The sequence below is a fragment of the Hydrogenophaga sp. genome (genome assembly GCF_050182545.1).
Taxonomy (GTDB): Bacteria; Pseudomonadota; Gammaproteobacteria; order Burkholderiales; family Burkholderiaceae_C; genus Hydrogenophaga.
Genome location: NZ_JBFXCD010000009.1, coordinates 143,318 through 169,393, shown reverse-complemented (window position 1 = coordinate 169,393; position 26,076 = coordinate 143,318). Strand labels below are relative to the sequence as shown.

25 protein-coding genes are annotated in these 26,076 nt (G+C 65.2%); 17 read left to right on the top strand and 8 right to left on the bottom strand.

The window, feature by feature from the left end; all coding sequences use genetic code 11:
- Positions 1–126: 126 nt before the first annotated feature.
- The 4 genes from rpsA to lapB all read left to right on the top strand — a co-directional run bounded on the left by rpsA (position 127) and on the right by lapB (position 3,721).
- Complete coding sequence (rpsA, locus tag AB7P10_RS12005) at positions 127–1,812, top strand: 30S ribosomal protein S1 (protein ID WP_428294087.1); 1,686 nt, start codon at positions 127–129, stop codon at positions 1,810–1,812.
- Between the two features lie 92 nt (positions 1,813–1,904).
- Entirely contained in the window at positions 1,905–2,225 is a 321-nt protein-coding gene (locus AB7P10_RS12000) for an integration host factor subunit beta (protein ID WP_297649651.1), read from the top strand.
- Positions 2,226–2,271: 46 nt separating this feature from the next.
- Positions 2,272–2,586: a lipopolysaccharide assembly protein LapA domain-containing protein gene (locus AB7P10_RS11995; protein WP_428294086.1), complete on the top strand. Its 315-nt coding sequence runs from the start codon at positions 2,272–2,274 to the stop codon at positions 2,584–2,586.
- Entirely contained in the window at positions 2,576–3,721 is a 1,146-nt protein-coding gene (gene lapB, locus AB7P10_RS11990) for a lipopolysaccharide assembly protein LapB (protein ID WP_428294085.1), read from the top strand. Before AB7P10_RS11995 ends, lapB begins: the two co-directional genes overlap by 11 nt.
- 4 nt (positions 3,722–3,725) lie before the next feature.
- On the opposite strand, the gene AB7P10_RS11985 is transcribed toward lapB, so the two are convergent.
- The 7 genes from AB7P10_RS11985 to AB7P10_RS11955 form a co-directional block, all read right to left on the bottom strand.
- Entirely contained in the window at positions 3,726–7,325 is a 3,600-nt protein-coding gene (locus tag AB7P10_RS11985; RefSeq protein ID WP_428294084.1) for a hydantoinase B/oxoprolinase family protein, read from the bottom strand.
- Positions 7,326–7,337: 12 nt separating this feature from the next.
- On the bottom strand, positions 7,338–8,300 hold the full coding sequence (locus tag AB7P10_RS11980; protein ID WP_428294083.1) for a TRAP transporter substrate-binding protein: 963 nt from the start codon (positions 8,298–8,300) through the stop codon (positions 7,338–7,340).
- A 13-nt stretch (positions 8,301–8,313) separates the two neighbouring features.
- Positions 8,314–9,612: a TRAP transporter large permease gene (locus tag AB7P10_RS11975; RefSeq protein WP_428294082.1), complete on the bottom strand. Its 1,299-nt coding sequence runs from the start codon at positions 9,610–9,612 to the stop codon at positions 8,314–8,316.
- A gap of 28 nt (positions 9,613–9,640) precedes the next feature.
- The gene (locus tag AB7P10_RS11970; protein ID WP_428294081.1) at positions 9,641–10,114 is read right to left on the bottom strand and encodes a TRAP transporter small permease; all 474 of its coding nucleotides are present in this window, start codon (positions 10,112–10,114) and stop codon (positions 9,641–9,643) included.
- A gap of 116 nt (positions 10,115–10,230) precedes the next feature.
- Positions 10,231–11,196 carry a TRAP transporter substrate-binding protein gene (locus tag AB7P10_RS11965; protein ID WP_428294100.1) on the bottom strand — a complete coding sequence of 322 codons (966 nt, stop codon included), beginning with the start codon at positions 11,194–11,196 and terminating at the stop codon, positions 10,231–10,233.
- A 14-nt stretch (positions 11,197–11,210) separates the two neighbouring features.
- The gene (locus AB7P10_RS11960; RefSeq protein WP_428294099.1) at positions 11,211–11,987 is read right to left on the bottom strand and encodes a putative hydro-lyase; all 777 of its coding nucleotides are present in this window, start codon (positions 11,985–11,987) and stop codon (positions 11,211–11,213) included.
- Positions 11,988–12,150: 163 nt separating this feature from the next.
- Positions 12,151–13,086 (bottom strand): LysR family transcriptional regulator, encoded by a 936-nt coding sequence (locus AB7P10_RS11955; RefSeq protein ID WP_428294080.1) that lies wholly within the window; start codon positions 13,084–13,086, stop codon positions 12,151–12,153.
- 94 nt (positions 13,087–13,180) lie between these two features.
- Between AB7P10_RS11955 and AB7P10_RS11950 the strand changes: the two genes are divergently transcribed.
- From AB7P10_RS11950 to AB7P10_RS11925, 6 genes are all read left to right on the top strand, one after another.
- Entirely contained in the window at positions 13,181–14,146 is a 966-nt protein-coding gene (locus AB7P10_RS11950; RefSeq protein WP_428294079.1) for a TRAP transporter substrate-binding protein, read from the top strand.
- A gap of 130 nt (positions 14,147–14,276) precedes the next feature.
- On the top strand, positions 14,277–14,780 hold the full coding sequence (locus AB7P10_RS11945; RefSeq protein ID WP_428294078.1) for a TRAP transporter small permease: 504 nt from the start codon (positions 14,277–14,279) through the stop codon (positions 14,778–14,780).
- Positions 14,773–16,068 (top strand): TRAP transporter large permease, encoded by a 1,296-nt coding sequence (locus AB7P10_RS11940; protein ID WP_428294077.1) that lies wholly within the window; start codon positions 14,773–14,775, stop codon positions 16,066–16,068. Before AB7P10_RS11945 ends, AB7P10_RS11940 begins: the two co-directional genes overlap by 8 nt.
- Before the next feature lie 88 nt (positions 16,069–16,156).
- The gene (locus AB7P10_RS11935) at positions 16,157–17,155 is read left to right on the top strand and encodes a recombination-associated protein RdgC (protein WP_428294076.1); all 999 of its coding nucleotides are present in this window, start codon (positions 16,157–16,159) and stop codon (positions 17,153–17,155) included.
- A gap of 25 nt (positions 17,156–17,180) precedes the next feature.
- Complete coding sequence (gene crcB / locus AB7P10_RS11930; RefSeq protein WP_428294075.1) at positions 17,181–17,564, top strand: fluoride efflux transporter CrcB; 384 nt, start codon at positions 17,181–17,183, stop codon at positions 17,562–17,564.
- Between the two features lie 25 nt (positions 17,565–17,589).
- Positions 17,590–18,096, top strand: coding sequence for a GFA family protein (locus AB7P10_RS11925; protein WP_428294074.1), 507 nt, complete (start codon positions 17,590–17,592; stop codon positions 18,094–18,096).
- Here the strand turns inward: AB7P10_RS11925 and AB7P10_RS11920 are convergent.
- Positions 18,091–19,050, bottom strand: a complete 960-nt coding sequence (locus AB7P10_RS11920; RefSeq protein ID WP_428294073.1) for a helix-turn-helix transcriptional regulator — start codon at positions 19,048–19,050, stop codon at positions 18,091–18,093. The two genes, AB7P10_RS11925 and AB7P10_RS11920, sit on opposite strands and share 6 nt — an antisense overlap.
- Positions 19,051–19,129: 79 nt before the next feature.
- Between AB7P10_RS11920 and AB7P10_RS11915 the strand changes: the two genes are divergently transcribed.
- The 7 genes from AB7P10_RS11915 to AB7P10_RS11885 all read left to right on the top strand — a co-directional run bounded on the left by AB7P10_RS11915 (position 19,130) and on the right by AB7P10_RS11885 (position 25,678).
- Positions 19,130–19,849, top strand: a complete 720-nt coding sequence (locus AB7P10_RS11915; RefSeq protein WP_428294072.1) for an NIPSNAP family protein — start codon at positions 19,130–19,132, stop codon at positions 19,847–19,849.
- A gap of 14 nt (positions 19,850–19,863) precedes the next feature.
- Positions 19,864–20,343, top strand: coding sequence for a DUF1579 domain-containing protein (locus AB7P10_RS11910; RefSeq protein WP_428294071.1), 480 nt, complete (start codon positions 19,864–19,866; stop codon positions 20,341–20,343).
- 129 nt (positions 20,344–20,472) lie between these two features.
- Positions 20,473–20,970, top strand: a complete 498-nt coding sequence (locus tag AB7P10_RS11905; protein WP_428294070.1) for a hypothetical protein — start codon at positions 20,473–20,475, stop codon at positions 20,968–20,970.
- A 143-nt stretch (positions 20,971–21,113) separates the two neighbouring features.
- Positions 21,114–21,581: a (2Fe-2S)-binding protein gene (locus AB7P10_RS11900; RefSeq protein WP_428294069.1), complete on the top strand. Its 468-nt coding sequence runs from the start codon at positions 21,114–21,116 to the stop codon at positions 21,579–21,581.
- Between the two features lie 13 nt (positions 21,582–21,594).
- Positions 21,595–23,973: a xanthine dehydrogenase family protein molybdopterin-binding subunit gene (locus AB7P10_RS11895; RefSeq protein ID WP_428294068.1), complete on the top strand. Its 2,379-nt coding sequence runs from the start codon at positions 21,595–21,597 to the stop codon at positions 23,971–23,973.
- A gap of 11 nt (positions 23,974–23,984) precedes the next feature.
- Positions 23,985–24,776, top strand: coding sequence for an FAD binding domain-containing protein (locus tag AB7P10_RS11890; protein ID WP_428294067.1), 792 nt, complete (start codon positions 23,985–23,987; stop codon positions 24,774–24,776).
- A complete protein-coding gene (locus tag AB7P10_RS11885; protein ID WP_428294066.1) occupies positions 24,773–25,678 on the top strand; it encodes an AAA family ATPase in 906 nt (301 codons plus the stop codon). The genes AB7P10_RS11890 and AB7P10_RS11885 overlap by 4 nt, the downstream gene beginning before the upstream one ends.
- The last annotated feature ends 398 nt before the right edge of the window (positions 25,679–26,076 follow it).

Here is a 26,076-nt window from a genome sequence, read left to right as displayed (position 1 = left end):
GAGGGTTCTTTTCACTTAACCCCGCGGTGTCACGCACCGCAACGTCAACGCCGCCCACACGTCGATTCCCGCGCACCCCGGCCCCGCCGGTTGAACGCGCCGACGCTGAGTGGTTTAGGAAATTCAATGTCTGAATCTTTTGCCGCCCTGTTTGAAGAGTCCCTGAAACGCGCCGAAATGCGCTCGGGCGAAGTCATCACCGCCGAGGTCGTGCGCATCGAGCACAGCCACGTGGTGGTCAACGCTGGCCTCAAGTCGGAAGCCTACGTCCCGCTGGCCGAATTCAAGAACGACCAGGGCGAACTCGAAGTGCAGGTCGGTGACTTCGTCTCCGTCGCCATCGACTCCGTGGAAAACGGCTTCGGCGACACCCTGCTCTCACGCGACAAGGCCAAGCGCCTGGCTTCCTGGATGTCCCTGGAAAAAGCGCTCGAATCGGGCGAATTCGTCACCGGCACCACGTCCAGCAAGGTCAAGGGTGGCCTCAAAGTCATGGTGAATGGCATCAGCGCCTTCCTGCCGGGCTCGCTTGTCGACAGCCGCCCCACCAAGGACCTGACCCCGTACGAGAACAAGACCCTGGAATTCAAGGTCATCAAGCTCGACCGCAAGCGCAACAACGTGGTGCTGAGCCGCCGCGCCGTGGTGGAAGCCTCCATGGGTGAAGAGCGCGCCAAGCTGATGGAAACGCTGAAGGAAGGCGCTATCGTCAACGGCGTGGTCAAGAACATCACCGAATACGGTGCGTTCGTCGACCTCGGCGGCATCGACGGCCTGCTGCACATCACCGACATGGCCTGGCGCCGTGTGCGCCACCCGAGCGAGGTGGTCACCGCCGGCCAGGAAATCACCGCCAAGATTCTCAAGTTCGACACCGAGAAGCACCGCGTCTCGTTGGGCCTCAAGCAGATGGGCGACGACCCCTGGATGGGCGTTTCGCGCCGCTACCCGCAGGGCACACGCATGTTCGGCAAGATCACCAACATCGCCGACTACGGCGCTTTCGTGGAGCTTGAGCCAGGCATCGAAGGCCTGGTGCACGTCTCCGAGATGGACTGGACCAACAAGAACGTGGCCCCGTCCAAGCTGGTGTCGCTGGGCGACGAGGTCGAGGTCATGGTGCTCGACATCGACGAAGACAAGCGCCGCATCTCGTTGGGCATGAAGCAGTGCCGCGCCAACCCCTGGCACGAGTTCGCCGAGCAGACAAAGCGTGGCGACCGCGTCAAGGGCCCGATCAAGTCGATTACTGACTTCGGCGTGTTCGTCGGCCTGGCCGCCGGCATCGACGGTCTGGTGCATCTGTCTGACCTGTCCTGGAATGAGCCCGGCGAAGCCGCCGTGCGCAACTACAAGAAGGGCCAGGAAGTCGACGCGATCGTGCTCGCCATCGACGTGGAGCGTGAGCGCATTTCCCTGGGCATCAAGCAGCTCGATGGCGACCCGTTCACCACCTTCGTGTCGGTGAATGACAAGGGTTCCATCGTGACCGGCAAGGTCAAGACAGTGGACGCCAAAGGCGCCGAGATCGACCTGGGCGAAGACGTGCTGGGTTACCTGCGCGCCAGTGAGATCAGCCGCGACCGCGTGGAAGATGCGCGCAACGTGCTCAAGGAAGGCGACGAAGTCAACGCCGTGGTGGTCAACGTGGATCGCAAGACCCGCAACATCCAGTTGTCGATCAAAGCCAAGGATGCAGCCGACCAGCAGGAAGCCATGGCCAGCCTGAGCCAGCAGTCTTCCCGCGAAAACGCCGGGACAACCAGCCTGGGTGCCCTGCTGCGCGCCAAGCTGGACAACAACCAGAACTGAAGCGAAGCCGGTTCGGCGCCGGGCGAGCCGGCTGCCCGCAGGGGCGGCAACTTGCCAGGCGCCGGTTCCTCAACGCCCCGACACCCGACTCCATGACCCGCAGCGACCTCGTTGAAGCCCTGGCCAGCCGCTTTGGCCAGCTCACCCACCGCGATGCCGAGTTCGCCGTCAAGGCGATCCTGGACGCCATGGGCGACGCGCTCGTCAAAGGTCACAGAATCGAGATCCGGGGCTTCGGCAGCTTCTCGGTGAACCGCCGTTCGCCTCGCATTGGACGCAATCCGCGTTCGGGCGAGAGCGTCATGATTCCTGAGAAGCGTGTGCCGCATTTCAAGCCCGGCAAGGCCCTGCGAGAAGCCGTGGACAAGAAGACGGCCGAGATCCTGGACCGCGAGGCCCGCAAACAAGCCTGACCCAGGAACCTGCTCGGTACAATCGTTCCACCACAAAGGGGACGACGTGAAATACCTGATGTGGCTGCTCAATGCAGCCATTTTTTTTGTGCTGTTCGCCTTCGCGCTGAACAACCAGGACAACGTGACACTCCACCTGTTCTTCGGTGCCAGTTGGCAGGCTCCACTGGTGCTGGTCGTCCTGGTCGCGCTGGTGGCCGGGGTGTTCTTGGGTGTCGCCGTGATGCTGCCTCTGTGGTTGCGAGCGCGTCGCGCACGGCGACAGCATGGCTCCGGAGCATCCGTCATGACCAACACCGGGTTTGACGGCGATACCACGCTGCTGCCACCCGAACCGATCGACCGCCGGCATGGACTTTGATTTCACCTGGCTGCTCTGGGGCCTGCCACTGGCTTTCGCTCTGGGCTGGGGTGCCTCGCGGCTGGATTTGCGGCAGTGGCGCTTGGAAAGCCGCCAGGCACCCAAGGCCTATTTCCGCGGCCTGAACCACCTGCTCAACGAACAGCAAGACCAGGCCATCGACGCCTTCATCGAGGCAGTGCAGGGTGACCCCGACACAGCCGAACTCCATTTCGCGCTGGGCAACCTGTTTCGCCGCCGGGGCGACTATGACCGCGCTGTGCGCGTGCATGAACACCTGCTTTCGCGCGCCGACATCGACCGCAAGGACCGGGATCGAGCACAGCATGCCCTGGCGCTGGACTTCCTCAGGGCCGGCCTGCTCGACCGCGCCGAATCGGCCCTGCACAAGCTCAAAGGCTCCGAGTTCGAGGGCGAAGCCCTGCTCGCCCTGCTGGGCATCTACGAACGCTCGCGGGACTGGCCCCAGGCCCGGCAGATCGCGCAGCGGCTCGAAGACGCCGAGCAAGGCAGTTTTGCCACGCGTCTGGCCCACTACCAGTGCGAAGAAGCCGAACTCGCGCAACGCGCCAATGACAGCGCGCAGGCCCTGAGTCTTCTGGAAGACGCCGTGCGACAGGCGCCTCAGTTGGCGCGGGGCTGGATGGCGCTGTCGGCACTGAGGGCAAAGGCAGGCGACCCGTCTGGGGCACTGGACGCCCTACTGCGCCTGAATCAGCATGCGCCCCAGAACCTGCCCCTGGCAGCGCGCGCGCTCGCCGACCTGTCGCAACAGACGGACCGTCAGGCTGAGGCCTTGCGCCTGCTTCAAGCCAGTCACGCACGGGCGCCCTCCATCGACGTCACGGAAGCCCTTGCCAGTCTGGACGCGAACCCCGCGGCGGCCAGGGCACGCTACATGGACCACCTTGCCCTGGAGCCGTCACTGGTGATCACCTCGCTCTGGATGGCGGGCGAAACCCTCTCCAGTGACGACGCGAAGGCACGGGTCCAGGCGGCACTGGACACTGCCAGCGCACCGCTCAGGCGCTACCGGTGCGCGGCATGCGGCTTCGAGGCCCGCCAGCACTTCTGGCAATGCCCCGGATGCCAGACCTGGGACAGCTATCCCGCACGGCGCGTGGAAGAACTCTGAATCGCTAGGGCTTACCGTAGCCCCCGCCACCAGGCGTGTGAATTTCGAAGATGTCACCCGGCTTCATTTCGGCCTGCCCGATATGGCCCAGCTCCTCGATCACCCCGTCCGAACGGACCACCCGGTTGATGCCCACGCAGCCGGGCTTCCCACCGGCCATGCCAAAGGCGCCGTGTTGCCTACCGTTGGAGAGAATGCTGGCCGTCATGCTCTCAAGGAATCGCACCCGGCGCACACCGCCATGACCACCGTGCCAACGCCCTGCCCCCCCCGACTCCGCGCGGATTTCGTAGCTCTCCAGTCGGACCGGAAATCTGAACTCCAGCACCTCCGGGTCGGTCAGGCGCGAGTTGGTCATATGGGTCTGCACCACACTGGTCCCTTCAAAGCCGTCACCGGCGCCGCTGCCGCCCGAGATCGTCTCGTAATACTGGTGCGCAGCGTTGCCGAATGTGAAATTGTTCATCGTGCACTGGCTCGCCGCCATCACACCCAACGCCCCGTACAAGGCATTGGTAATGCAGCTCGATGTCTCCACATTGCCCGCCACCACCGAGGCCGGCGGGTTGGGGTTGAGCATGGAGCCAGGCGGAATGACGACCTTGAGCGGCTTAAGGCAACCCGCGTTCAGTGGAATGTCGTCATCCACCAGGGTGCGAAAGACGTAGAGCACAGCCGCCATGCAAACTGCCGTCGGTGCGTTGAAGTTGTTGAGTTGCTGCGCCGATGTGCCGGTGAAATCGATCTCTGCGCTGCGCTGCGCTGCGTCTACGCGCACGGCCACCTTGATCTGCGCGCCATTGTCCAACGGCAGCGTGAACTGCCCGTCCTTCAGGCGCGTGATCACGCGCCGCACGGCCTCCTCTGCGTTATCCTGCACGTGGCGCATGTAGGCTTGCACCACTTCCAGGCTGAACTGCTCAACCATCTTGCGCAGTTCCTGCACGCCTTTCTCGTTCGCGGCAATCTGCGCCTTGAGGTCTGCCATGTTCTGCTGCGGGTTGCGCGAAGGAAACTCGCCACTCTGCAACAGCGCTACCATCTCCGCCTCGCGCAGCACACCCCGGTCCACCAGCTTCACGTTATTGATCTGCACGCCCTCTTCCTCGATACGCGTGGAGAACGGCGGCATGGAACCCGGGGTTGTTCCACCTATGTCGGCATGGTGGCCACGCGAGCCCACATAAAAGGTAGGCTCGGCCGATCCGCCGATATAGACCGGAGTGATCACTGTTACGTCGGGCAGGTGCGTTCCACCGTGGTAAGGGTCGTTGAGCACATACACGTCGCCAGGCTGCATACGACCGGAGTTCTCGCGAATCACGGTCTTGATGCTCTCGCCCATCGAGCCCAGATGCACCGGCATGTGCGGTGCGTTGGCGATCAGGTGGCCCTCCGCATCGAACAGCGCACAGGAGAAATCCAGTCGCTCCTTGATGTTGACTGAGTAAGCCGTGTTCTGGAGCTGCAGACCCATCTGTTCTGCAATGTTCATGAACAGGTTATTGAACACTTCCAATAGCACGGGGTCCACAGTTGTCCCCACCGCATAGGTAGCAGCACGAGGCACGCGCCGGTCGAGCACCAGGTGGTCCAGTGCCGTAAGCACCGCCTCCCAGCCGGGCTCCACAACGGTCGTGGCGTTCTTCTCAGCAATGATTGCGGGGCCGGGCACCACGTCGCCCGCTCGTAGGTCTTCGCGCACCACCAGTGCGGCGTCGAGCCACTGACCGCCGGAATACATGCGCACCGTCTCGCGCCGCGGCACTTCGCGGGGTTCGTACGTCTCGCGACGGGGTTCATGCGGCGCATCGCCCGCAACCACGGCCTCAACCGACACTGCTTCCACAACCAGGTGCTTTCCCTGCATCAGAAAAGCGAAGCGCTGCCGGTAGGCGGCCTCGAAACCGGCCTCGATAGCGGCGAGGTCCCCGAACGGCACGATCAGAGCGGAATCGCTACCCTCGTAGCGCACGTGCACGCGATGGTGTACCACGGCTTCGCCAGCATTCACCTGCTGCCTCTGCAGCTCCGCCTGCGCCGCCGAGCCCAGCGCATCGAGCTTCTCGGCGACCAGGGGCAACGACGACGCCAGAAGCGGCAGTTCCACTGCTTGTTCACGGATCACGTTCTGGTCAGCCAGGCCCATGCCGTACGCACTGAGAACGCCAGCGAGCGGGTGCACGAACACACGCGTCATGCCCAGCGCGTCCGCCACCAGGCATGCGTGCTGACCACCCGCACCGCCAAAGCATTGCAGGGTATAGCGCGTCACGTCGTAACCACGCGCCACCGATATCTTCTTGATCGCGTTGGCCATCTGCTGCACCGCGATGTTGATGAAGCCTTCGGCCACATCTTCGGGCGTGCGTCCCGTCTGCCGAGCCAGTTCGTCAAACTTCGCCTGCACGGCTTCCAGGCTCAACGTCTCGTTGGCATTCGGCCCAAACACCCTGGGGAAATGGCGCGGTTGGATTTTGCCGGTCATGACGTTCGCGTCAGTCACCGCCAGCGGTCCGCCTCGACGGTAGCTCGCCGGCCCGGGGTTGGCGCCGGCGCTCTCGGGGCCAACCCGGAAGCGGGCACCGTCGAACGAAAGTATTGAGCCGCCACCAGCTGCCACAGTGTGGATGCTCATCATGGGAGCGCGCATGCGCACGCCTGCGACCTGGGTCTCGAACTCGCGCTCGAACTCTCCAGCGTAATGCGACACGTCAGTGGAAGTCCCACCCATGTCAAAACCGATCACCTTGTGCTGCCCCGCCAGCCCAGCGGTGCGCGCCATGCCCACGATGCCACCGGCCGGCCCGGACAGAATGGCGTCCTTGCCTTGGAAGGCTCGCGCATCCGTGAGTCCGCCCGACGACTGCATGAAGAACAGCTTGACCCCTGGCATTTCGGTGGCCACCAACTCGACATAGCGCCTCAAAATGGGCGAGAGGTAGGCGTCGACCACCGTGGTATCGCCCCGGCTCACGAACTTCATCATTGGACTGGTTTCGTGCGACGTGCTTATCTGAGTGAAGCCAATATCACGCGCGATGCGGGCCGCTGCCTGCTCGTGCGCGGTAAAGCGGTAGCCATGCATGAACACGATGGCTACGCTGCGCAAACCGCGGTCATGCGCTGCCTGCAGGTCGGTCTTCAGAGTCACTTCGTCCAGAGGCAACAGCACATCGCCATGCGCGCCCACGCGTTCCTGCACCTCCACCACTTCTCGATATAGCAACTCAGGCAGCGCGATACGGCGGTCGAACAGCCGCGGGCGATTCTGGTAAGCGATGCGCAGAGCGTCGCGAAAGCCACGCGTAGTCACCAGCAGCGTTGGCTCGCCCTTGCGCTCCAGCAGGGCATTGGTGGCGACGGTGGTACCCATCTTCACGCATTCCACCAATGCGGGTGTCACCGGCTCTCCGGCCTTCAGCCCCAATAGGTGGCGGATGCCTGCAACCGCCGCGTCGCGGTATTGCTCGGGGTTCTCCGAGAGCAGCTTGTGCGTTACGAGCGAACCATCCGGCTTGCGCGCCACGATGTCGGTGAAGGTGCCACCGCGATCAATCCAGAATTGCCAGCGACTGCCCAGGGGAGAAGTTTTTTCTTTCATGATGGTGGAACTTTAGCGTTGAAGGTAGTAAGGCACGAAAATCTCATTGGCTTCCTTGCCGACCGATTGAACCCATTCGCGCGAGAACTTCTCGCCAAGGCGTTTGAGCTCAGATTCAAAGGCTGCAGGCGCTCGTTCGACCTTTACGCCATGGCGTTGCAGCTCTCGGGTGGACTCCCTGGCCACCGCCTCGCTCGCGGCCCACCCTCGCCCCTCCGCGCGGGCCGCAGCTTGCAATACAGCGCTACGGACCTGCGAAGGCAATGCGCCGAACGCTTGCTCATTCACGAGCACAATGTTCTTCGGAAACCAGGCATCGATGCTGTAGTAGAAGCCAATCTGACCCCATACACGATTTTCCACCCCGGTCACCGCAGAAGTGATCATGCCGTCTATCTCTCGCCGAGCCAGTGCCTGGTTGACATCGGCCATGGGCACATCCACTGGCGTGGCGCCCAACATCTGGGCGATGCGCCGGGTTGACTGGTTATAGGTGCGCATGCGTGTGCCCTTCAAATCACCTGTGGTGCGCACCGGTACGTTGGCAAACAGTCCTTGTGGCGGCCATGGCACCGCGTACAAGGGACGCATTCCTCGTGCGGCGAATTGCTTTTCGATCAGGGGGCGCTGCAGTTGCCAGAGCCGCCGCGCGTCGGCGTAGCTGTGGACCACAAAGGGAATCGCATCGGCACCCGCGATCGGAATCTCGTCCACCATGCTCGTCATGATCGACTCGCCAGCCTCGGCTTTGCCATCCTGCACCGCTTGGCGAATATCCGCGAGCTTAAAAAGCGAATTGTCTGAGTGCACGTCGATCTGCAGCGCACCGTCCGTGGCCTGCGCCACCTCATCCGCAAATTGCTCAATGTTCTTCGTGTGAAAGGACTCGGCACTGTAGCCGGTGGCCAGTTGCCAACGCGTCTGGGCGTGCGCCACCGAGATCGCAGCCAACGCGACCAAAAATAGTTTCTTCATGGCTTCCCCCTGTTCAGCCCTGCATGCGGCCAGGCAGCCACAGAACGATCTCGGGCACGAAGTAGGTCAGCAGCACAGCCGCCATCATTAGCAGGAACAACGGCAATGCGGTGCGCGCGATCCAGGTCACTTCGCGGCGGATGAGCCCCTGGATGACAAACAGATTGAAGCCCACCGGAGGCGTGATCTGGGCCATCTCAACCACCAGCACGATAAAAACACCGAACCAGATCAGATCGAAACCCGCGGCCTGCACCGTGGGCAGCAGCACCGCGATGGTCAGTACCACCATGGAGATACCGTCCAGGAAGCAGCCCAGCGCGATGAAGAAAATAACCAGCAACAGCATGAGGCTGAACGGCGCGAGGTTCAGTTCGCCGATGAACTCGGCCAAGTGCCGCGGCAGGCCGATGAAGCCCATGGCGAGCGTGAGAAATGCCGCGCCTGCAAGTATCAGACCGATCATGCAATACACGCGACAAGCTGCGACCAACCCGTCCTTGAAACGCACCCAGTTCAGGGAGCCCTCGATTTTTGCCAACAGCAGCGCGCCCCCCACGCCAAGTGCGGCTGCCTCCGTGGGCGTGGCCACGCCGCTGTAGATGCCGCCCAGCACCAGTGCGATCAATGACACCACGGGAATCAGGTGACGCGAGGCATATATCTTCTGACCCAGGCTAACAGATGCCTCGGCGGCAGGCACCTTGTCTGGGTTCATCAATGCCCACACGACGATGTAGCCCATGAACAGAAGCCCCAGCAGCAGACCGGGCACCACCCCGGCCAGAAACAGCCTGGCGATCGATACATCTGCTGCAACGCCATAAACGATCATGATGATCGAGGGCGGGATCAACAGACCCAGCGTGCCAGCACCTGCGAGCGTGCCTACGGCAATGTCATCTGGATAACCTCGCTTCTTCAGTTCGGGCAGCGTGATCTTGCCTATAGTGGCGCAGGTTGCGGCCGACGAGCCCGAGATGGCTGCGAAGATGGTGCACCCCACCACGTTGGTATGCAGCAGCCGACCAGGCAGGCGATCCAGCCATGGCGCCAGACCCTTGAACATGTCGTCCGAGAGTTTGCTACGGAAGAGTATCTCGCCCATCCACAGAAACAGCGGTAGCGCGGTCAGCGTCCAACTGGAAGTCGATCCCCAAATGGTAAGCATCATGCTGTCACCCACTGGGCGTGAGGTAAACAGATCCATGCCGATCAACGCGACGGCAATCAGTGACAGGCCAATCCACAATCCACCCGCGAGCAGAGTCAGCAACAGCACGATGAGGGCGGCAGCAATCAGTACATCCATGGGAGTTCCTCGGGCCCCTAGGGCCTGGTCATTCGGTGCGGGCGGCGTCGCCGCCGACCGGCGTGAAATGCTCACCCCGGTGGCGCAACAGCAGCGCGTGGGCGAACGACAATGCGAAACCGATGCAGCCAAGTGCCATGCCAATCTGCGGAATCCACAGCGGCGTAACGTCCGCACCCGGCGAGATGTCATGCGTGATCCAGGACACCCAGACCAGCCGAATTGCATACCACGCCATGGACAGCGCGATGCACAGACCGATGACCAGGCCCGCACCCTCCAGCACACCACGCGCCCATCCTGGCACGCGGTCCAGCAACAGGGTTACTCGAATGTGCTCGCCTTGACGCAACGTCGCGGGCAGGGCCAGGAACAGCGCGCAGGCGATGAAATAGCCGGCATACGCATCGAGGCCTGCAATATCCCACTGTGCCTGTCGCGACACCACACCGAGCAGCACAGCGCAGAACGTCGCAACCATCGACAGGCATGACAGGAACATCAGCCCCCTGTATAGGCTAAGGACAAGTTGATGCACCGCACACTCCGGTTTCGGGCTGAAAGACACAGCGAAGAGAAAGCGTGGGCCACGATGAACGCTGCCCACGCGCTGGATTGCTACCGGCTGCGGTAGGCGTCGATCACAGCTTGCCCTTCAGGGCCCGCCGTCTTGAGCCAGTCAGAAGTCATGGCCTCACCGATGGCAGCGAGTTCCTTCTTGATGCTTTCCGATGGGGCAGCAATGGTCATGCCTTTCGCGCCGAGTTCCTTGATGAACTCGCCGTCAAGCCGCTCGCTGGTGATCCAGCCCCGCTGCTCAGCAGATGCTGCTGCCTTGAGCACTGCTTCCTGGGTGGCCTTGTCGAGCGCGTCGAACGCCTTCTGGTTCACGACGGTCGCATTGCGAGGAAGCCATGCACTGACCGGGTAGAAGTACTTCACCTGCTCATGCAACTTGCTCTCCACGCCGCTTGCGCTGGAAGTGAGGAAGGTCTGCACACCCCCGGTGGCCAGGGCCTGAGGCAACTCAGCCAGCTGAATGGTCACCGGCTGGGCCTTGAGCATCTGGGCTATGCGTGTCGTCGCCGGGTTGTAGGCACGCATCTTGGTGCCAGCCAGATCGGCAGGCGAGTTCACTGGCTTGACCGAATACAGCGACTGGCCTGGCCAGGGCACAGTGAAAAGCACCTTCATGCCCTGCGACGCCAGCAGTTTGTCCTGTGCGGGCTTGCCTGCCTCGTACAGACGTCGGGCGGCTGGATAACTGGTGGCGAGGAAGGGAATGGAATCCAGACCAAACAACGGATTCTCATTGGCGGCTCCGGAGAGAATGAACTCAGCGGCCGGCACTTGCCCCGTCTGCACCGCGCGCTTGATCTCATTGGCCTTGTAGAGCGATCCCCCTGGGTGCACTGTGATCATGAGCTTGCCGCCGGTGAGTTTTTCCACCTCGCTGGCGAACTGCTGCACATTCTGGGTCTGGAAACTGTTGGCCGAGTAGCCAGTCGGCAGGTCCCACTTGACCTGTGCCGTGGCGGCGCCGGCAAGCGCGAGCGCTGAGAGGCAGAACATCATCTTTTTCATTGAAGGCTCCTGGTTCAAAAACTGGCAAGTTGCTGGTTGAGAAGATCGGCGATCAACATCGACCCTGGGGCGTGGGTGATGCAGAACGCTGGGCGGGCCTGCTGGATCGCGGCCTGCGGCGTGACGCCACAGGCCCAGAACACCGGCAGCTCATCGGACAAGACGTCGACCGCGTCGCCGTAGTCCGGCTTCGAGAGGTCGGCGATGCCGATCAGGGAAGGGTCACCGATGTGCACCGGTGCGCCGTGAACATTGGGGAAACGTGAAGTGACTTGCACGGCACGAATCGCATCGGCCGCCTTCATGGGCCGCATTGAAACAACCAGCGGACCGCAGAACGGTCCCGCCGGCTGCGTGGCAATATGAGTACGAAACATCGCCACGTTGCGGCCCTGATCGACATGTCGCAAGGACAAGCCAGCGTCCATCAGCGCTTGCTCGAACGAGAAGGAACAACCTATGACAAAACTCACCAGATCGTCGCGCCAGATGGCCGTGATGTCGCTTGGCTCGTCCACCAGTTCACCATTGCGCCACACACGGTAGCGCGGCACGTCGGTGCAGATATCGATATCAGCGCCTAGCTCGGGCAACTTGCGCTCTCCCGGCTCCGACACCGTCAGCAATGGGCAGGGCTTTGGGTTGCGCTGGCAGTAACGCAGAAAATCACCGGCAAGTGCCTGGGGCAAGATGACGACATTGCCCTGCACATGCTCGTCGGCAAGGCCACTGGTGTGAGACGTCCACAGGCCCATGCGGATCTTTTCGCGTACGTGCGATGCGCTCTGCATGCCGTTGCGACCGAACACTTCCACTGCCGATTTCGAATCTGAATTCACTGCGTCTCCTCTTGCCATCACATGTCACCGCGATGGCGATGGGCGGATTGTGGAGCGCGATCAGCAGCAATTCAAATTCAAAATTTTTCGCTTACATCATCGATTTTTTCGATGCTCAGAAACGGGGCGAGTTGCGCCTTATTGGTGCGCGCGTGGCACGCGACAGGGACCGAGGTTGCGCCTCGACAAAGCCCAACGCCGACTTCAGAACCGTCTCCACCGCGTCGTTGGTCGGATCCGTGCGGTAGCTCGCGTGGATGGGTAACGGTTGTAGCGGGTGGTCGCACGCCAGCGCTCGAAGGTCGGGCGAGTTGTGCATGCGGCGCACGGCATTGAGCGGGAGCGTGGCCACACCGAACCCGCCCTGTACCAGTTGCACCATGGCAGAGATAGACGAGATCGTGTGCACCCGACCTGGCTCTACGCCTTCCTGTCGGAACAGGTCGAGCAACGCGACATGGGGATGCGATCCGCGCTGGAAAGTCAGCAGCTCCATTGCCGACAGTGCCTCCAGGGTGTAGCGGCGCTTGCGATGCCGCTGTGCGTGGCCAATGAATACCATCTCCATGGGCGGCAGGCTGTGGCTGCGCACACCATCTGCCGCCGCAGGCAGCGCAGCGAACACAATGTCCTGCGTGCCGCGCTGTACCTGCTCGACCAGGATGGGCGTGGTCTCCACCGTGAGTTCCAGCGCCAACGCCGGGTGATCTGCACGCAATTTCTCGATCCAGGGAATCAACCACGAGTGAAGCACCGATTCGATCGCGCCGATGCGCAGCGAGACCGCAAGCGCCGCGCCCGAACCCATCTCCGACTTGGCCTCGCGCTGCAGCTCCAGCAGGCGCTGCGCGTAGGTGAAGAAACGCGCACCCGCCACGGTGAGGCGGAACTGCTTGTCGCGCCGGTCCAGCAACAACACACCCAGTTCCTCTTCCAGCGCCGCTATGCGGCTGGACATGGCCGATTGCGTGAGAAACAGTTTGTCAGCCGCTCGCGTGACGCTCTTGAGCGAAGCCACCCAGTAAAACGCTTCGACGAATCGGAGATTCATGCGCCTTGCCCCGGGGAAAACACCCTGGCACCTGGCCCGCTATTTGCATTTATGCTGTCATTCCTCTTCATTCCACCATTGTCCCGGAGAAACCATGAAGCACCAATTTGCCCTGATGGCCGCCGCGCTGGCGCTGTGCACCGGCGCGCACGCACAGACCAAGTGGGACCTGCCGGCCGCCTACCCCGCCACCAATTTCCACTCGGTCAACCTGGCCAACTTCGCGGCCGATGTCGACAAGGCCACTAGCGGCAAGTTGCAGATCACTGTGCATCCCGGTGCCTCGCTGTTCAAGGCGCCTGAGATCAAGCGAGCTGTGCAGGGTGGCCAGGCACAGGCGGGCGAGATCCTGCTGGCGGCCTATCAGAACGAATGGCAAATGTTCGGTGCCGACGGCCTGCCCTTCCTGGCCACCAGCTACGCCGACTCGAAGAAGCTGTACCAGGCGCAAAAGCCCATCCTGGAGAAAAAGCTGGCCGAACAAGGAATGATGCTGCTGTACGCCGTGCCATGGCCGCCCCAGGGCATCTACAGCAAGAAACCTGTGGCCAGCGCCGCCGACCTCAAGGGCGCCAAGTGGCGAGCCTACAGCCCGGCCACCACGCGCATTGCCGAACTGGTGGGGGCGCAGCCGGTTACCGTGCAGGCCGCCGAGCTGTCGCAGGCTCTGGCCACCGGCGTGGTCGAGGCCAACATGACCTCGGGTGCTACAGGCGTTGACAGCAAGCTCTACGAGCACCTGAAGTACTACTATGACGTGCAGGCCTGGCTGCCCAAGAATGCAGTCATCGTGAACAAGCGGGCCTTCGACGCCCTGGACAAGCCCACGCAGGACGCCGTGCTCAAGGCCGGCGCGGACGCCGAGGCGCGTGGCTGGGAGAAATCAAGCCAGGTCAACACCGACACGCTCGCCACGCTCAAGGCCAACGGCATGGCGGTCGAGCCGCCCTCGGCCACGCTCAAGGCCGACATGCAAAAGGTCGGGGAGACCATGGTCAAGGAATGGCTGGGCAAGGCCGGACCTGAAGGCCAGGCCATGCTCGACGCGTACAGGAAGTAACACCTCCGCCGCGCTCCGCGCGACCCCTTCAAGGGGGCGGCGCCTGCGGCCTGGCCAAGCCAGTTCCGCGGCGCCCGCTGGCTTGAACCCGGACACGCGCAACGGGTCATTCAACTGATTTCATATTCCCATGCGCAAAGCACTTGATGTCCTCTACCTCGGCGCGGCCTGGCTGGCCGCGTTGTTCATGATCGGCGTGCTGGTCATGGTGCTGCTGTCCATCTTCGGGCGTTTGCTGCAGTTCTATGTACCCGGCACCGACGCCTACGCCGGCTACGCCATGGCCGGCGCGGGTTTCCTGGCACTGGCCCACACACTCAAGAGCGGCGAACACATCCGCGTGACGCTGATCATCGGAAAGCTCACGGGTGGCGCGCGGCGCGGCCTGGAGCTGTGGTCGCTCTCGGTGGCGGTGCTGCTGGCTGGGTTGCTGGCGGTCTATGCCTGGCGCCTGGCCTGGCAGTCGCACACCTATCACGACATCTCCACCGCGGCCGACGCCACGCCGCTGTGGATACCACAGATCCTCATGGGCGTGGGCACCACCGTGCTGCTGATCGCCTTCATCGACGAATGGGTGCTCGAATACCGGCGCCAACGCGTCCACGGCCCGGCGGAGACGCGCCATGAATGAGTTTGTGCTCATCACGCTGCTGATCGTCTCGCTGTTCGTGCTGCTGGGTAGCGGCGTGTGGATCGGCCTCACGCTGGCCGGCGTGGCCTGGATCGGCATGGAGCTGTTTTCCTCGCGTCCCGCAGGCGACGCCATGGCCATCACCATCTGGGGCGCGGCCAGCAGTTGGACGCTGACCGCGCTGCCGCTATTCGTCTGGATGGGCGAGATTCTGTTCCGCACCAAACTCTCCGAGAGCATGTTCCGCGGGCTCGCACCCTGGGTGAATGCCCTGCCAGGGCGCCTGCTGCACACCAACATCCTGGGCAGCACGATCTTCGCCGCGGTCTCGGGCTCGTCGGCGGCCACCTGCGCCACCATCGGCAAGATGAGCATTCCCGAGCTCAGCCAGCGTGGCTACCCGGCCGAGAAGATCGTGGGCTCGCTCGGCGGCGCCAGCACCTTGGGCCTGCTGATCCCGCCCTCCATCGTGATGATCGTCTACGGTGTCGCCGCCGAAGTCTCGATTGCCAGGCTGTTCGTCGCGGGCATGCTGCCCGGCCTGCTGCTGGCGGCCCTGTTCAGCGGTCACCTGATGGTCTGGGCGCTGCTCAATCCGGACAAGGTGCCACGCAGCGACACGCGCATGACGCTGATGCAGAAGCTCGACGAGTCGCGCCACCTCATCCCGGTGCTGCTGCTCATCGGTGGCGTGATCGGCACCATCTACACCGGCATTGCCACGGCCACCGAGGCCGCGGCCGTGGGCGTGGTGGGGGCGCTCATTCTCTCGGGGGCGCAGGGTTCGCTGAACTGGCGCACCTTCCGCGACTCGCTGCTCGGTGCCACGCGGCTGTACTGCATGATCGCGCTCATCCTCGCCGGCGCGGCCTTTCTCACGCTGGCCATGGGCTACATCGGCCTGCCTCGCCACCTGGCCGAATACGTCGCCAGCCTGAACCTCTCGCCCGCCGTGCTGCTGATCGCGCTCGCCCTGTTCTACATCCTGCTCGGCTGCTTCCTCGACGGCATCTCCATGATCGTGCTGACCATGGGCGTGATCCTGCCCACCGTCACTGCCGCCGGCATCGACCTGATCTGGTTCGGCATCTACCTGGTGATCGTGGTCGAGATGGCGCAGATCACGCCGCCCGTGGGCTTCAACCTGTTCGTGCTGCAGGGCATGACGAAGCGTGAAATCACCTGGATCGCACGCGTCTGCGCGCCCTACTTCTTCCTGATGGTGCTGGCTTTGCTGCTGCTGTGGTGGTTCCCGCAGATCGCGTTGTGGCTGCCCTCCCGGATGTAGAGCACCTGGCCTCGGGCGTGGCGAGCGACAAACTAAGATACTGGCCCTGCCCCATCTGGCGCAGGGTTTGTTTTTTTGAAGGTATCCCGTGTTCAAGAATGTGACGATCTACCGCATCGCGCCCGGCTGGGCCGCGACGCTGGAAGAGATGGAGGCCGCGCTGGACGCAGCCCGGTTCCAACCCTGCGGCGCCACGCAGGACAAATCCGTCGGCTGGGTCGAACCGCGTGGCGAAGCCCACGGCCCGCTGGTGGAATCGGTCGCAGGCCAGCGCATTCTCAAGCTGCAGATCGAGACCAAGGGCGTGCCCGGCTCGGTGGTGCGCAAGAAGGCGCAGGAAGAAGCCGACCACATCGAGGCCACCACCGGCCGCAAGCCCGGCAAGAAGGAAACGAAAGCCTTGCGCGAGGACGCGCTGCTGGCGCTGCTGCCGCAGGCCTTCGCGCGCCAGATGAACGTCTGGGTCTGGATCGACCTGGCCAACGGCTGGCTCGTCACCGACGCCAGCAGCCAGGGCAAGCTCGACGAGGTCGTGACGGCGCTGGTGCGCGCCTTCGACGGCCTGGCCATCACCCTGCTGCAAACCGCCGTGACGCCGCAGACCGCCATGACGCAATGGCTTTCCGCCACCACGCCGGACGAGTGGCGGGGCGGCTTCGCGGTCGAGCGCGAGTGCGAACTCAAGTCGGGCGACGAGGAAAAGTCGGTGGTGAAGTTCACGCGCCACAACCTCGCCACCGACGAGGTGCGCAAGCACATCACCGAGGGCAAGCTGCCCACGCGCCTGGCCCTGAGCTGGGAAGGCCGCATCGGCTTCGTGCTCACCGAATCGCTGCAGCTCAAGAAGATCAACTTCCTCGAAGGCGTGTTCGAAGGCCGGCCCGACGAAGGCGAGAACGGATTCGACGCCGACGTGGCCCTGTCCACCGGCGAACTGCAGAAGCTCATCCCGGAACTGGTCGAGGCCCTTGGCGGCGAGATGCCTTTTGGCGCCGCGGCTCCTGACACCCAGGCACCCGCGGCCATGCCCATGGCAGAAGAACCCGCGCTGGCCGAAGGCGGCGACGATGACGGCGCGCCATTCTGACGCCCCTTGACGGCACAGGCACCGCATGCACAGCGTCATCGCCATCAGCCTGGGTGCCGTGCTTGGCGCGCTGGCCCGCTGGCGCCTGAGCCTGTGGTTCAACCACGGCAGCGCCCTGTTGCCCTGGGGCACGCTGGCGGCGAACTGTATCGGTGCCTACGCGATCGGCGTGGCAGTGGTGTTTTTCCAGAGCCAGACGCAGATCGACCCGGTGTGGCGCCTGGCGATCGTCACCGGCCTGCTGGGCGCGCTCACCACCTTCTCCACTTTCTCAGTGGAAATTGTGGCCATGCTGCAGCATGGCCGCTGGCTCCTGGCCGGCGGCACGGCCAGCCTGCACCTGTTCGGCTCGCTGCTGCTGACCTGGCTGGGCATGCGCACGGCGGCGATCTGGTTCACGCCCGCCTAGGGCCCGTTCACCCGCGGAGGTTCCCATGCAACTCGAAGGTTCCTGCCACTGCGGCAGCGTCCGGTTCTCGGTCGAATCGACGGAGCCCGTGCCTTTCATGCGCTGCTACTGCTCGATCTGCCGCAAGACAGCGGGCGGTGGTGGTTACGCCATCAACCTGGGCGCCGACCACCGCACCCTGAAAGTGACGGGCAAGCGCCATCTGCGGATCTACCAGGCGGCGATTTCCGAGGGCGATCAGGTGCGGCACAGCAGCGGTCAACGCCACTTCTGCGGCAAGTGCGGCAGCGCGCTCTGGCTGTGGGACCCTCGCTGGCCCGAGCTGGTGCACCCCCATGCCAGCGCGATCGACACGCCCCTGTCCAGCCCGCCCGGCAACGTGCACATCATGCTGGGCTCGAAAGCGCCCTGGGTCCGCGTGGAAGGCCGCAAGAGCGATGAACGCTTTGACGCCTATCCAGATTTCTCCCTCGCGCAGTGGCACCGGGAACACGGCGCGAAAGCACGGAAACCCGTCAGAAAGGCGTCATGACCCCACTGCGGGGTACTTCGCCAGAACCGCCGCGGCCTGCTGCGCCATGCGCTCACGCAGCGCGGGGGGCGCCAGCACCTCGATCTCGTCGCCAAAACCCAGCAATTTCCGCGCGCCCTGCTCGATCGACTCCACGCGGATTGTCACCTCGTCGCCTTCGCGGTCGGTGAAGGGGATGCGCGCGTTCGCCAGCCATCTCAGGCAGCGCGGCGAGACCCGGGCACGCACCTGCACCGCGCGCAGCTCCGATTCAAAGCGCGCGGCCGACGCCTGCCAGGTGCGCGCGAGGTCGAACGACCGCGGACGGCGGAAGGCCGCACCCACCTTCAGTTCGAGCAGGCTTGCCAGGCGGTAGGTGCGCACACGGTCGCCCTGGCCTGAAGCGGCATCGGCCGGGCGCGCCACCAGGTACCACGCACCCGCCTTGAGCACCAGGCCCAGCGGCTCCAGCACACGCCGCGCCTGACCACGCCAGCTTTCGTAGCGCACCTCGATGCGGCGCGCACGCCAGACCGCGTCGGCCACCTCGCGCAGGAAGCGTGGCGCATCCTGCGTGCGGTACCAGTCCACGGGGTCGATGTGCAGGCGCTCGCCCACGCGGTCGGCCTGCTCGCGCCAGCCGCTGGGCAGGCTGGCCACCATCTTCAGGCGCGCCGATGCGGCGGCCGCGCCCAGGCCGAGCTCGGTGGCCGGCCCGGGCAGGCCCGCCAGCAGCAACGCGTGGGCCTCGGGCTCGGTCATGCCGGTGAGTTGCGTGCTCCAGCCCTCGCGCAGCTGGAAGCCGCCCAGGCGCCCCCGCTCGCCCCAAAGCGGCACACCGGCGGCGGAGAGCTGGTCGATGTCGCGCAGCACGGTGCGCACCGACACCTCCATGGCCTGCGCCAATGCCGGTGCCGTCATGCGCCCGCGCGCCTGCAGCAGCATCAGGATCGAGAGCAGGCGGCTGGCTTTCATGCGGCGGATTTAAACATGACAGGCCTTGTCGTGTTTTTCCTTCGATCATCGGCGCACCCCAACCTCAGGAGCCCTTGTCATGAACGAATCAACCATCGTTGAACTGCGCCGCTACACCCTGCACCCGGGCCAGCGCGACACGCTCATCGCGCTGTTCGACCGCGAGTTCATCGAAACCCAGGAGGCCGTCGGCATGCGCGTGATCGGCCAGTTCCGCGACCTCGACGACGACAGGCGCTTCGTCTGGCTGCGCGGATTTGCAGACATGGACCAGCGCCGCGCGGGCCTGGAGGCCTTCTACGGTGGCCCCGTGTGGCAGACCCACCGCGACGCCGCCAACGCCACCATGGTCGATTCGGACGACGTGTTCCTGCTGCACCCCGCCTGGCCCGGCGCCGGCATCGACGGCAGTCACCGGGAGCGCGCCGCACCCGGCGCCTCCAGCACCCCGCCCGGCCTGCTCGATGCCACGGTGTTCCCGCTGCGGGCACCCGCCAGCGACGACTTGCTGGCACTCTGCCGTGACGTGCTCGCGCCTGTGCTGCGGCAGGGTGGCGCGCGGCGCATCGGCTGGTACGTCACAGACCCCACGCCCAACAACTTCCCGCGCCTGCCGGTGCGCGAACGCCAGCCCGTGCTGGTGGGGCTGGCCCTGTTCGACGACCTCGCCGCCTTCGACGCCCTCCAACGCGGCGGCAGTTGGGCGCGCGACGCACAGCCGGCCCTCTCACCCTGGCTCGCCGGCCCCGCCGAAAGCCACCGCCTGGTGCCCACCGCGCGCTCTACCCTGCACGCATGAAGAGAAATACCGCCATGAAAACCCCCGACACCCACGACTTCGACTTCCTCTTCGGCCACTGGCACGTTGAGCACCGCCGCCTGCGCGAGCGCCTGCGCGGCTGCCTGGACTGGGACACCTTCGGTGGCCGCTGCATCGCACAACCCATCCTGAGCGGACACGGCAATGTCGACGACAACCTGCTGCACCTGCCCGGTGGCAGTTACCGCGCCGCCACCCTGCGCACCCACGATGCCGCCAGCGGCCGCTGGTCCATCTGGTGGCTCGACGCCCGGCAGCCGCACCGGCTGGACGTGCCGGTGGTCGGCGCGTTCGAGGACGGCGTGGGCCGCTTCTTCGCCGACGACACGCTCGATGGCCGCCCGATCCGCGTGCGCTTTCTCTGGACCGACACGCACACACCGTCGCCACACTGGGAACAGGCGTTTTCCGCCGACGGCGGAGCCACCTGGGAGGTGAACTGGACGATGCGCTTTCAACGCAGCACCCCATGACGCCAGAGCCCACGGCCGGGACACCGGGCGACCTCTCCGGTATCCTCGCCGGGCGGCTCCAGGCCGCGCCCGGGTGCCAGGCGCATCCGTTCCCGAACTCCGCCGCCCGGTCCGCATCCAACGCCCTGCATGAAGAAGATCCTGGCTTGCACCCTCCTCCTGCTGTCCTTTGCGGGCGCTTCGGCGCAGGCACTGTGGCGCGGCGTGCCCGCCGGCGCCACGCCGGCCGAGGTGAGCGCCCTGATCCCCGAGGCCGTGCCCGCCAGCGCAGACTGGCCGGCCACCGAAGTCGGCCGTGTGCTGCTGGAGATACCCGCCCATGAACTGCTGGGCGTCGACTTCGCCGTGGCCTTCGGCTTCGAGAAGGACAGGCTCCAGGGCATCCAGCTGCAAACCCGGGCCGCCACGCCACAGGAAGCCCGAGCCATCGCCCAGCGGCTGACCACCTCGCTCAAGGCGCGCTACGGGCTGGAGATCAGCACCAAGAGCCGGCAGGATCGCTCCAGCACCGGCATCGATCGCAAGTGGTCGTACCGCCGGACCAGTGTGCATCTGGAGGTGCTCGACGAAACCACCGTCCGCCTGCGCTACCGGCCCGAGACCGTGCGGGCGCCGAACCCGCTGTAGTCGCCCGCCGGGGCGCGGCCCGCCGGCCACGTCTCAATTTGAGAATGATTGGCGGCGCGCCCGGGATTTCAGGGTTAACCCGCAAATCACCGTCTGCCGCCCGTGCTCAACTTGTTGTGCCCCAACACAACAAGGAGACAAGCATGCAGGTTCAGATCAGGGTCAACGGCAAGGCCGTGACCGTCGACGCGGCGCCCCACACGCTGCTGGTCCAGACGATTCGCGAACACCTCAAGCTCACCGGCACGCACGTGGGTTGCGACACCGCCCAGTGCGGTGCGTGCACGGTGCTGGTGGACGGCCGCGCGGTCAAGTCGTGCAACGTGCTGCTGGCCCAGGTGGCCGGCACCGAGGTCACCACCATCGAAGGCATGGCCAGCGCCGACGGCACCATGCATCCCATGCAGGCCGCGTTCAAGGACTGCCACGGCCTGCAATGCGGCTTCTGCACCCCCGGCATGGTGATGAGCGCGGTCAGCCTGTGCAAGCAGCACCCCGGTGCCAGTGCCACCGAAATCCGCGAGCACCTCGAGGGCAACCTGTGCCGCTGCACCGGTTACCAGAACATCGTGAAAGCCGTGCAGCAAGGCGCTGCCGGCATGAAAGCCTGAGGAGCCACACATCATGGGTGCATCCGACTTTTCCAAGCTTCCGCACATCGGCGAATCGCTGCTGCGCAAGGAGGACTACCGCTTCCTCACCGGCGCAGGCCAGTACACCGACGACATCGTGCTGCCCAACATGCACCATGCGGTGTTCGTGCGTTCGCCGCATGCCCACGCCAACATCCGCAAGATCGACAAGGCCGCCGCCCTCAAGGCGCCGGGGGTCATCGGTGTGCTCGACGGCAACGACGTGGCGGCCGACAAGATCGGCGGCCTGCCCTGCGGCTGGCTGATCACCGACACCGCCGGCCAGCCCATGAAGGAACCGCCCCACCCCATCCTGGCCTTCGGCAAGGTGCGCTACGTGGGCGACCATGTGGCCATGGTGGTGGCCGACACGCTGGAGAACGCGAAGAACGCGGCCGAGCTGGTGGACGTCGACTACGAACCCCTTGCCGCGGTGGTCGACGTGCGCGACAGCATGAAGAAGGGCGCCCCTGCGCTGCACGAAGCCGCGCCCGACAACCACTGCTACAAGTGGGCCATCGGCGACAAAGGGACGGTGGACGCGGCCTTCAACGGCGCGGCCCACGTGACGAAGATCGACCTGGTCAACAACCGCCTCGCGCCCAACCCGATGGAGCCGCGGGCGGCCATCGCCTCGTACAACCGCGCCGGTGACGACTACACGCTCTACGTGTCGAACCAGAACCCGCACGTCGAGCGCCTGCTGATGACGGCCTTCGTGATGGGCCTGCCCGAGCACAAGGTGCGCGTGATCGCGCCCGACGTGGGCGGCGGCTTCGGCGCCAAGATCTACCTCTACGCCGAAGACGTGTGCCTGACCTGGGCCTCCAAGAAGCTCAACTGCGCGATCAAGTGGAACTGCGACCGCTCGGAAGCCTTCCTCTGCGACGCGCACGGCCGCGACCATGTGACGCACGCCGAGATGGCGCTCGACAAGGACGGCCACTTCCTCGCCTTCCGCGTGCACACCGACGCCAACCTCGGCGCCTACCTCTCCACCTTCTCCACCGCGGTGCCCACCATCCTGTACGCCACGCTGCTCGCGGGCCAGTACAAGACGCCACAGGTCTACGTGGAGGTGGACGCCTGGTTCACCAACACCGCGCCGGTGGACGCCTACCGCGGTGCCGGCCGGCCCGAGGCCACCTACCTGCTCGAGCGCATCGTGAGCCGCTGCGCCTGGGAAACGGGTCTGTCGCAGGACGAGATCCGCCGCCGCAACTTCATCACCGACTTCCCCTACCAGACGCCGGTGGCGCTGCAGTACGACACCGGGGACTTCCCGGCCTGCATGGCCAAGGCCAACGAACTGGCCGAGATGTCGACCTTCGAGAAGCGCAAGGCCGACTCCAAGGCCAAAGGCCTGCTGCGCGGCGTAGGTTACAGCAGCTACATCGAGGCCTGCGGCCTGGCGCCGTCGAACATCGCCGGCGCACTCGGTGCGCGCGCCGGTCTGTTCGAGTGCGGCGAGGTGCGCGTGCACCCCACCGGCAGCGTCACGGTGTTCACCGGCTCGCACAGCCACGGCCAGGGCCATGAGACCACCTTTGCGCAGGTGGTGGCCTCGCGCCTGGGGCTGGACCCGTCGCAGGTCGACATCGTGCACGGCGACACCGGGCGCGTGCCCTTCGGCATGGGCACCTACGGCTCGCGCTCCATCTCGGTGGGCGGCGCGGCCATCATGCGCGCGCTCGACAAGATCGAGGCCAAGGCCAAGAAGATCGCCGCGCACCTGATGGAGACCGGCGACGCCGACGTGGACTTCGCCAACGGCGAGTTCACCGTGAAGGGCACCGACAAGAAGGTGACCTTCGGCCAGGTCGCGCTCACCGCCTACGTGCCGCACAACTACCCGCTGGACAAGCTGGAGCCGGGCCTGAACGAGACCGCGTTCTACGACCCGACCAACTTCACCTTCCCCGCAGGCACGCACATCTGCGAAGTGGAGGTGGACCCGAACACCGGCGTGGTGCGCATCGACCGCTTCACCGCGGTGGACGACTTCGGCACCATCATCAACCCGATGATCGTCGAGGGGCAGGTGCACGGTGGCCTGGTGCAAGGCATCGGCCAGGCGCTGCTGGAGCACTGCGTGTACGACCGCGACACCGGCCAGCTCGTGACCGGTTCGTTCATGGACTACGCCATGCCGCGCGCCGATGACGTGCCCGATTTCCGGCTCGGCCACGTGGTCACGCCCTGCACCACCAACCCGCTGGGCACCAAGGGCTGCGGCGAGGCCGGCGCCATCGGCTCGCCGCCGGCGGTGATCAATGCCGTGCTCGACGCGCTGGCGCCGCTGGGGGTCAAGGAACTGGACATGCCGGCCAGCCCGAACCGCGTCTGGAACGCCATCCAGGCCGTGAAGTAAGGAGAACAACCATGTACGCATTCACGCTCGAACAGCCCAAGACCCTGGCCGACGCCAAACGACTCGCCGCGGGCGGCGCGCAGGCCCTGGCCGGCGGCCAGACCCTGATCGCCTCGATGAAGCAGCGCCTGCTGCGGCCCGAGAACCTGGTCGACCTGGGCGGCGTTGCCGAACTGCGCGGCATCAAGGTCGAGGGCCAGAACGTGGTCATCGGTGCGATGACCAAACACCAGGACGTGGCCGCCAGCGCCGACGTGCGCAAGCACATCCCCGCGCTGGCCGCGCTGGCCGAGGGCATTGGCGACCGCCAGGTCCGTGCCATGGGCACGATGGGTGGCTCGGTCGCCAACAACGACCCGGCCGCGTGCTACCCCAGCGCCGTGCTCGGCCTGGGCGCCACCGTCGTCACCGACCGGCGCGAGATCGCGGCAGACGACTTCTTCCAGGGCCTCTACACCACCGCACTGGAGCCGGGTGAACTCATCACCGCCATCCGCTTCCCCATCCCCGCGAAAGCGGCCTACGCCAAGTTCCGCCAGCCGGCCTCGCGCTTTGCGCTGGTGGGCGTGTTCGTGGCGCAGACCGCTGGGGGCGTGCGCGTGGCCATCACCGGCACGGGCAACGGCGTGTTCCGCCACAAAGGCCTGGAGGCGGCGCTGGGCAAGAGCTTCACGCCCGACGCGGTGAAAGGCGTGGCGATCGACGCGAGCGAGATCAGCGGCGACTTGCACGCCAGCGCCGCCTACCGCGCGCACCTGGTCACGGTGCAGACGCAGGCTGCGGTGCGGCAGGCCAATGGATGAGCCGGGTGCCTGAGGACACCAGCACCATCGATGGCCTCACCCATGCCCTGCAGGGCGTGGGCTACCACGCACCGCGGCGGCTGGCCACCGCCGTCTTTCTTGCCATGCGGCTGCAACGCCCGCTGTTGCTCGAAGGCGAACCGGGCGTGGGCAAGACCGAACTGGCCAAGGCGCTGGCGCGGGTGCTTGGTCGCCCGCTGCTGCGCCTGCAGTGCTACGACGGCATGGAGCAGCGCGAAGCGCTCTACGAGTGGAACCACACGGCGCAGCTGCTGCACATGCGCGCTGCGCAGGCCGTGTCGACCCCCGACGAGATCGAGCGCGAGGTCTACCAGGCGCGCTACCTGATCCGCCGCCCGCTGCTGCAGGCGCTGCAGACGCCCGAGCCCGGCGCCGTGCTGCTGATCGACGAGGTGGACCGCGCCGACGAACCCTTCGAGGCCTTCCTGCTGGAGTACCTGGGCGAGTACCAGGTGAGCATTCCCGAACTCGGCACCATCACCGCCGTGGCCGCACCGCTGACCATCCTCACCAGCAACCGCACGCGCGACCTCAACGACGCCGTCAAGCGCCGCTGCCTGTACCAGTGGCTGGACTACCCCGAGCGCGAGCGCGAACTCGCCATCGTGCGCAGCCAGGTGCCCCAGGCCAGCGCGCAGCTCACCGAGCAGGTCACGCGCTTCGTCTCGCGCCTGCGCGACCAGCCCTTCGCCAACGCCTTCCAGCGCAGCCCGGGCATTGCCGAGAGCGTGGAGTGGGCCAAGGCGCTGGTGGCGCTGGACACGCTCACGCTCGACCCCGAGGTGATCCAGGACACCGCGGGCATCCTGTTCAAGCAGCGCGAGGACGTGGCGGCCTTGTTGCCGATGCTGGACCAGTTGCTGGCGCCTGAGCCGGCTTGACGGGGGGTGCGGTGAAAACCTTGTTTGCCTGCACTGCGTCCGGGCCGATGGGGCGTGTGCCCGTTCTCCGGCGCACGCTCGCGGGCGGCTGTCTGGGTGCGCGGACGACCGCTTCGTCAATCACGTGGTCTGGGCTCGACCTCTGTGGCAACCGCGAATGGCGCCTGCGCCCGGACACCCACCCCATCGACCCCAGTGGCGCCCCTGCACGCAACGAAAACAACTGGCGCAGGCATGCCCACATGCCACTCTCGACGGCTGGTGGGGTTCGCGGGCGCAGGCGCCATTCGCGGTTGCCACAGAAGCTGAGCGCCAGCCACGGCGTTGACGAAGTGGCACAGGCCCGCCCGAACAGTCGCCCGCGAGCGTGCGCCGGAGAACGCGGACCACGCCAGCCG

Excerpts from the sequence above, each read along its gene's own strand:
- rpsA (WP_428294087.1), top strand. The coding sequence starts at position 127 with ATGTCTGAATCTTTTGCCGCCCTGTTTGAAGAGTCCCTGAAACGCGCC.
- AB7P10_RS12000 (WP_297649651.1), top strand. The coding sequence starts at position 1,905 with ATGACCCGCAGCGACCTCGTTGAAGCCCTGGCCAGCCGCTTTGGCCAG.
- lapB (WP_428294085.1), top strand. The coding sequence starts at position 2,576 with ATGGACTTTGATTTCACCTGGCTGCTCTGGGGCCTGCCACTGGCTTTC.
- AB7P10_RS11985 (WP_428294084.1), bottom strand. The coding sequence starts at position 7,325 with ATGAAAGAAAAAACTTCTCCCCTGGGCAGTCGCTGGCAATTCTGGATT.
- AB7P10_RS11980 (WP_428294083.1), bottom strand. The coding sequence starts at position 8,300 with ATGAAGAAACTATTTTTGGTCGCGTTGGCTGCGATCTCGGTGGCGCAC.
- AB7P10_RS11975 (WP_428294082.1), bottom strand. The coding sequence starts at position 9,612 with ATGGATGTACTGATTGCTGCCGCCCTCATCGTGCTGTTGCTGACTCTG.
- AB7P10_RS11970 (WP_428294081.1), bottom strand. The coding sequence starts at position 10,114 with ATGTTCCTGTCATGCCTGTCGATGGTTGCGACGTTCTGCGCTGTGCTG.
- AB7P10_RS11965 (WP_428294100.1), bottom strand. The coding sequence starts at position 11,196 with ATGAAAAAGATGATGTTCTGCCTCTCAGCGCTCGCGCTTGCCGGCGCC.
- AB7P10_RS11960 (WP_428294099.1), bottom strand. The coding sequence starts at position 11,987 with ATGCAGAGCGCATCGCACGTACGCGAAAAGATCCGCATGGGCCTGTGG.
- AB7P10_RS11955 (WP_428294080.1), bottom strand. The coding sequence starts at position 13,086 with ATGAATCTCCGATTCGTCGAAGCGTTTTACTGGGTGGCTTCGCTCAAG.
- AB7P10_RS11950 (WP_428294079.1), top strand. The coding sequence starts at position 13,181 with ATGAAGCACCAATTTGCCCTGATGGCCGCCGCGCTGGCGCTGTGCACC.
- AB7P10_RS11945 (WP_428294078.1), top strand. The coding sequence starts at position 14,277 with ATGCGCAAAGCACTTGATGTCCTCTACCTCGGCGCGGCCTGGCTGGCC.
- AB7P10_RS11940 (WP_428294077.1), top strand. The coding sequence starts at position 14,773 with ATGAATGAGTTTGTGCTCATCACGCTGCTGATCGTCTCGCTGTTCGTG.
- crcB (WP_428294075.1), top strand. The coding sequence starts at position 17,181 with ATGCACAGCGTCATCGCCATCAGCCTGGGTGCCGTGCTTGGCGCGCTG.
- AB7P10_RS11925 (WP_428294074.1), top strand. The coding sequence starts at position 17,590 with ATGCAACTCGAAGGTTCCTGCCACTGCGGCAGCGTCCGGTTCTCGGTC.
- AB7P10_RS11920 (WP_428294073.1), bottom strand. The coding sequence starts at position 19,050 with ATGAAAGCCAGCCGCCTGCTCTCGATCCTGATGCTGCTGCAGGCGCGC.
- AB7P10_RS11915 (WP_428294072.1), top strand. The coding sequence starts at position 19,130 with ATGAACGAATCAACCATCGTTGAACTGCGCCGCTACACCCTGCACCCG.
- AB7P10_RS11910 (WP_428294071.1), top strand. The coding sequence starts at position 19,864 with ATGAAAACCCCCGACACCCACGACTTCGACTTCCTCTTCGGCCACTGG.
- AB7P10_RS11905 (WP_428294070.1), top strand. The coding sequence starts at position 20,473 with ATGAAGAAGATCCTGGCTTGCACCCTCCTCCTGCTGTCCTTTGCGGGC.
- AB7P10_RS11900 (WP_428294069.1), top strand. The coding sequence starts at position 21,114 with ATGCAGGTTCAGATCAGGGTCAACGGCAAGGCCGTGACCGTCGACGCG.
- AB7P10_RS11895 (WP_428294068.1), top strand. The coding sequence starts at position 21,595 with ATGGGTGCATCCGACTTTTCCAAGCTTCCGCACATCGGCGAATCGCTG.
- AB7P10_RS11890 (WP_428294067.1), top strand. The coding sequence starts at position 23,985 with ATGTACGCATTCACGCTCGAACAGCCCAAGACCCTGGCCGACGCCAAA.
- AB7P10_RS11885 (WP_428294066.1), top strand. The coding sequence starts at position 24,773 with ATGAGCCGGGTGCCTGAGGACACCAGCACCATCGATGGCCTCACCCAT.